At 33.5% G+C, this 6,000-nt stretch carries 7 protein-coding genes and 1 tRNA gene; 3 read left to right on the top strand and 5 right to left on the bottom strand.

Annotated features, from left to right (window positions below):
- Positions 1 to 138: 138 nt before the first annotated feature.
- The 5 genes from EHC72_RS21900 to EHC72_RS21880 form a co-directional block, all read right to left on the bottom strand.
- A tRNA-Ser gene (locus EHC72_RS21900) sits at positions 139 to 223 on the bottom strand.
- A 96-nt stretch (positions 224 to 319) separates the two neighbouring features.
- Positions 320 to 1,309, bottom strand: a complete 990-nt coding sequence (locus EHC72_RS21895) for a YihY/virulence factor BrkB family protein (protein ID WP_131539854.1) — start codon at positions 1,307 to 1,309, stop codon at positions 320 to 322.
- A gap of 6 nt (positions 1,310 to 1,315) precedes the next feature.
- Positions 1,316 to 1,726 (bottom strand): acyl-CoA thioesterase, encoded by a 411-nt coding sequence (locus EHC72_RS21890; protein ID WP_131539853.1) that lies wholly within the window; start codon positions 1,724 to 1,726, stop codon positions 1,316 to 1,318.
- Positions 1,726 to 2,781, bottom strand: a complete 1,056-nt coding sequence (gene mltG, locus EHC72_RS21885) for an endolytic transglycosylase MltG (RefSeq protein WP_131539852.1) — start codon at positions 2,779 to 2,781, stop codon at positions 1,726 to 1,728. The genes EHC72_RS21890 and mltG overlap by 1 nt, the downstream gene beginning before the upstream one ends.
- A gap of 18 nt (positions 2,782 to 2,799) precedes the next feature.
- A complete protein-coding gene (locus EHC72_RS21880; RefSeq protein WP_131539851.1) occupies positions 2,800 to 3,570 on the bottom strand; it encodes a PASTA domain-containing protein in 771 nt (256 codons plus the stop codon).
- A gap of 214 nt (positions 3,571 to 3,784) precedes the next feature.
- Here EHC72_RS21880 and EHC72_RS21875 point away from each other — a divergent pair, with 214 nt between their 5' ends.
- The 3 genes from EHC72_RS21875 to EHC72_RS21865 all read left to right on the top strand — a co-directional run bounded on the left by EHC72_RS21875 (position 3,785) and on the right by EHC72_RS21865 (position 5,996).
- Entirely contained in the window at positions 3,785 to 4,774 is a 990-nt protein-coding gene (locus EHC72_RS21875; RefSeq protein WP_131539850.1) for a D-alanine--D-alanine ligase, read from the top strand.
- 44 nt (positions 4,775 to 4,818) lie between these two features.
- Positions 4,819 to 5,427: a Crp/Fnr family transcriptional regulator gene (locus EHC72_RS21870; protein ID WP_131539849.1), complete on the top strand. Its 609-nt coding sequence runs from the start codon at positions 4,819 to 4,821 to the stop codon at positions 5,425 to 5,427.
- Positions 5,428 to 5,603: 176 nt separating this feature from the next.
- Positions 5,604 to 5,996 (top strand): DUF983 domain-containing protein, encoded by a 393-nt coding sequence (locus EHC72_RS21865; protein ID WP_131539848.1) that lies wholly within the window; start codon positions 5,604 to 5,606, stop codon positions 5,994 to 5,996.
- The last annotated feature ends 4 nt before the right edge of the window (positions 5,997 to 6,000 follow it).

Here is a 6,000-nt window from a genome sequence, read left to right as displayed (position 1 = left end):
TTGCTTTTTCTGTTTTTTACCAAACTGAGGAAGAAATAAACATTTCTAGCCAGCAACAAGCAAATAACACACTGGATTTATTTACACACAAAAAAAGCTGCCTCGTTTATTTTGAGACAGCTTCTTTGATACTTTATGCGGAAAGCGAGGGATTCGAACCCCCGGACCTGTTACAGTCAACAGTTTTCAAGACTGCCGCATTCGACCACTCTGCCAGCTTTCCATCGGCAAAAGTACAAATTCTGCTCAAAACTGCAAACCGTGATCTATATTTTTTTATATTAAATTGATAATTGCTTAACACAGAGGAAGAAAAATTTTAATCCTTCTTTAAATTCTCTTCAATTCGGGCAGATTTCTTGAATAAATTGAAATTAGGACGAATGATTTTAACGCTTCTTTTACTCACATCAACACTTGCGTTAAGTTCAAAACCTATTAATAAGATTAATGAATTTAAATAAAGCCAGATCATAATTACAATTAGGGTACCAATGGAGCCATAAACTTTATTGTAGGAACCAAAATTATTGATGTAGAATGAAAATCCCCAGATGGTTAAAAAGGCTAATATAGTTGCCAACCAAGAACCGGCGCTAAAAAGTTTCCATTTTTTAGCATGCGAAGGGCCATATCTGTACAGGATAGAAATGGTTATAAAGTATAAGGAAGCTAAAATTGTCCAGCGGGTGAGTTGTATAGCATATACAGCTAAGCTATCCTTAATATGCAATTCATCCTGAATATATCGTAATAGAACTTCGCCAAGCGCCATCGCACTAATACATATGATGATCGAAAAGCAAATAACGGTTGTTAAAATTAAGGCAATTAATCGCTGTTTTAGCCAGCTTCTGGTTTCAATAACCAATGAAGATTTGTTAAACGCTTTCATTAAATTTTTAACACCATTTGTGGCAAAAAATAAGGCAGAAAGAAAACCAAAAGATAGTAATCGACTATTTTGCTTCTTAATGATGTCTTTTAGCGTAGCCTCAAATGCATCGAATGCATTATGGGGTAAAACTAGTTCAATTAAGCCTAATAATTGATCTTGGAAGTGTTTTATAGGAATAAAAGGAATCAGGGTAAATAGGAAAATAATCCCCGGGAAAATGGCAAGCATAAAGCTATAGGCCAGCGAAGAGGATTTATTAACCAGTGATTCTTTTTTTATTTCTCTGAAAAAAAAAGTAGCAACAGTATAAAGGGGCAAGGGGCTAAAACCCGGCAAAATGCAAACTTTAGTCCATTCGATAAATGTAGAATAGAGCTTAAATTTTAATAATTGCCGGTGTAACCATTCCATGTAATTTTATATAAAATATTGATTTACTCCATCCATAAAGTTTTGTGGCGGATGGCAGGGCTTTCTGGTTTCCTTATCTACAAAAACCAAGGTTGTATGTCCAATATTTATCAATTGATTATCTTCATTATAAATTTCGTAATCAACTTTTAATCGTACAGTTGGTAATTCTTTAACAATAGATTTAACCGTTAAAACCTGGTTATACAACGCGGGTTTTAAATATTTAGATTGTAATTCTAAAATGGGGAGCATTACTCCATCAGCCTCCATTGAAGCATATGTTATGCCGGAGCAAGCCTCAAAACATTCAGTTCTGGCAATTTCATAGTAAAGGGCATAATTTGCATGATGAACCACACCCATTTGGTCGGTTTCAGCATAGCGCACCTTAACTTTAGTTTCGTGTACAAACATTATTTAAAGATGTTTCTTTTATTTAAAGCTTCGCGATATTTTTTTGCATTAATTTCGTGTTGTTCCTTTGTTTCTGCAAAATTATGGTAGCCCGAAAAATCATCTTTAGCGCACATATAAATATATTTATTATTGTCGCGATTTAAAACGGCATCAATAGCATTAATACTAGGCATCATGATTGGGCCTGGAGGCAAACCTGCATATTTATAGGTATTGTATAAAGATTGTACTTGTAATAATTTTCCTGTAACTCTTTTTACGGTGAAATCATTGTTGGCAAAAATTACCGTTGGATCAGCCTGTAGCAAAATGCCTTTATTTAAGCGATTTAAATATAAACCGGCAATAATTGGCATTTCCTTATCATATAGGGCCTCTGCATCTACAATAGAAGCTAAAGTATATACTTGAATTGGTGTTAAATTTAAGCTGGCAGCTTTTTGCTTGCGCTCTGGCGTCCAAAACTTCTCGTATTCTTTATGCATACGCTCAAAAAAGTCGATTGGAGAAACATTCCAATACATTTCATAAGTATTTGGAATAAACATAGCATAAATGTTATCCTGATTAAAGCCATACTTACTAATCAACGCTGTTGAATCCAGTACACTGATAAAGCTCAAAGAATCTGGCTCTAAATTGGCAGCTAAATAAGCAGCGAAATTCTCTTTTTTACGGATATTTTGAAATTTTAATTTAACGGCATCTTGATTACCCGCTTTTATTAAATTAATTAATGTACGGTTTGTCATTCCATTTTTTAAACGATAACGACCAGGCTTTAAATTTTCCGCTAAATTCATTTTTCCTGCTGCTTGCTTAAAAGAAGGCAGGTTTTTAAGGATATTCTTTTTATCTAAAACATCAAGCAAACTGTTGTAATCACTTCCAGTTTTAATATAAAGGTATTTTTGATTTTCGGTTACGTTTGGGGCGAAGTAAACCTTATACAGGTTTAATGCAAAATATCCTGCAATTAAAATGGCTACAACAGCTACTATTATTGCTATTTTTTTACCTGCTCCGGGTTTTTTGTTTTCTATTTCAGTCATTGGAGTATGAATGCGTATTTATTGTTGTTTGTTAGATAATGTAATGTTAATTCTGGTGCCAATAGTAACCTTAGTTACAGAATCGGCAGGCATAGGGTCTTGTTTAGTGATTACGGCATTGGCGCTGTCGGTAATCTGACCTTCGTAAATAATATTTCCTAAAGAAAGCATAGATCCTTTTAAGCTAAATTTTGCTTCATCTACGGTTAAACCAATCAATTGGGGAATATCAACCTCTTCACTACCACGGCCATCGCCTAAAACAAGATCAATACGTGAGCCTACTGGTAAAGATTGACCAACCTGAATTGGCTGCCCACCAAACGAAGCTTGCAAAACAACATCTTTACTAACATCAGGCTTGTAAGTTGTATCACCGAGTTTTAATCTCGCACTTTCAATAATTGCAACAGCTTCTCTTAACGTTTTAAAACCAATATCAGGAAATTTTGTATTTGGAGTTTTAGCTGTATTTATCGTTAAGTAAATGGTTCTGTTATCTTTAACAAAAGTATTTGCATCAGGATCCTGATCTATAACCAAACCTGGCGGCTGATCCATAATGTAAACAGAATCCACTTCGTATTTTAAACCAGCATCTTTAAGCTTGGCAACTGCTTGTTCAAAAGATAACCCTTTTACTAAGGGCACATTTAAACCTTCGCCGTGTTTGGTGTAATATCTTAAACTAAAAAATGCAATAAGCAATAGAACAAATACAGTAGAAACAGCTGCTATTATGTTGTTTCTGAAAGATTTAGTTTTTAAATAATCAATAAATTTAGACATGAATCTTAAATTCTGGGGTTAAGCGTACAAACTCAAATGTAGTTATTTTAATATTGAATGAATGATTTTTGGATTAGCACATTCATAATCTATAAGAACGTATAATTTTATTATTTATTAATTCTATCATTCAAAATTAATTATTGCACAAAGATATTTATATTTTTGAGGATATATTTAAATTCAATTCTATTTATAATTAAGGATTTTCCACATGAAGAAAACTATTGCATTATTAACAGGCGGTACAACGGGAGAATGGGTTATTTCAGTAAAAAGTGCAGCTACTATTGCTCAAAATATTGATACTGATTTGTACGATGTATATAAGATAATGCTAAATGATAAAGGTTGGTTTTATGAACCTTCGGATTCTGTTAAAATAGATATTGATAAGAATGATTTTTCTTTAACGCTTGAAGGTCGAAAAATTAAATTTGACGGCGTTTTTATTGCAATTCACGGTTCTCCAGGTGAGGATGGCAAATTGCAAGGTTATTTTGATATGTTAAACATCCCGTATACCACTTGTGATGCCATAACTTCTTCTATAACAATGAATAAGGGTTATACAAAAGCAATTGTAAAAGGTATAGATAATTTATATACGGCTAAATCCGTACAAATTTTTAAAGACGGAAACTATAGCCTTAATCAGATTAAAAGTGAGTTGAAGCTTCCATATTTTGTAAAACCAAATAATGGCGGAAGCAGCATTGGAATGAGTAAGGTTACACATGCCGATGATTTGGAAGCTGCACTAACCAAAGCTTTCAATGAGGATACTCAAATTTTAATAGAAGAATTTATCGAAGGTCGAGAATTTACTGTTGGAGTAGCTAAATTGGATGGTGAAGTGGTTGTTTTACCTCCAACTGAAGTAGAAACTGCAAAGGAATTTTTTGATTTTGAAGCAAAATATACACCTGGGGTCGCTACAGAAACAACACCAGCACCAATACGTGAAGAAACTAAGGCTAGGGTAGAGCAAATTGCTGCTGAAGTTTATAAAAAATTAAACTGTAGGGGCGTGGTTCGTATTGATTTTATGCTAACTGGAGATGAAGGTGATTTCTATTTTATTGAAATTAATACCATTCCTGGGCAAACGGCTACCAGTTTTATTCCGCAACAAGTGGCTGCAATGGGCTTAACGCTTAAGGATTTTTATACTCGTTTAATGAAAGAAACTTTAAATAATTAGTTTGCTTTTAAGCGTGATTTTGTTAACTGATAACCTGAACTAATATGTACATTAAAAAACTAATAGAACAAGGTTTTCAGGTTAAAGAATATTTAAAGGATACAATAATTTACGAACCTGGTATGCAACCCAGGTTTGTTTACTTCATAAAAGCTGGTGAAATACGAATGGTTACCGTGAGCGATGAAGGAAAGGAGTTTATACAGGGGATTTTTAAAACTGGCCAATATTTTGGCGAGCCTGCTTTATTAATTGATCGGCCATATCTGGCGTACACCATTACAAATTCAGATTCGGAACTTATAGCCGTAAATAAAGCCTCATTTTTCGAGCTACTTAAAAACGACACTAATTTTAGCATGGATTTAATAAAGGTGCTGAGTAACAGACTTTTTTATAAATCAATGATGTTAGAAGAATTAGCAAATGAAAAAGCTGAGCATCGTTTACTTACCATAATTAACTACTTGATTGCAGATATTCCTGCAGGACAGCCCTTAAATGTAACACGACAAGAATTGGCGGATATGACTGGTTTAAGAGTTGAAACGGTAATCAGAGAGATCAAGCTGCTGGCGGCAAAACAAATTATACAGCTTAAAAAGGGTAAAATCATAAAAAATCACAAAATCGAAATCGATCATCATTTTTAATAGATTTTACGTCTATTTAAAACTAAAATTTTCTCAATGATTTATTAATTCTATATTGGCCTGATACCCATTTGATAAGGATTGTAAGTAGATTGTCTTGTTTTATAAATATGATGTAGGTCATAATTTAGGCATATAATTGGACTTAAATTTGTGTCATTAAATAAAAATGAATTATGGCAGAGTTATCTAAATTTCAAGCATTTATTCAGTGTAAGTGTCCACGTTGTAGAAAAGGTGATATTTTTACAGGAAGTGCATACGCTTTCAAACTGCAAAAAACGAATGTAAACTGTCCACATTGTAATTTGAAATTTGAACGTGAGCCAGGCTTTTTCTATGTGGCTATGTTTGTGAGTTATGCAATGAATGTGGCGGAGATTATCACAATAGGAGTGGCATCATACATTTTGGGCTTACCATTAATTTATGAAAACCTTTGGTATTACGTTGGCTTAATTCTTTTTGGTGTTTTATTATGCTCTCCAATTAATTACCGTTATTCAAGAGTGGTTTTATTGCATTACTTAACACCAGGCTTACATTATGTACCGGGCAGCGGAGATTAAGAAT

The sequence above is a fragment of the Pedobacter nototheniae genome (genome assembly GCF_004335085.1).
In the GTDB taxonomy this organism is placed as follows: Bacteria; Bacteroidota; Bacteroidia; order Sphingobacteriales; family Sphingobacteriaceae; genus Pedobacter; species Pedobacter nototheniae.
The sequence above is the reverse complement of the archived record's forward strand: the minus strand, read 5'-3'. Positions and strand labels throughout refer to the sequence as shown.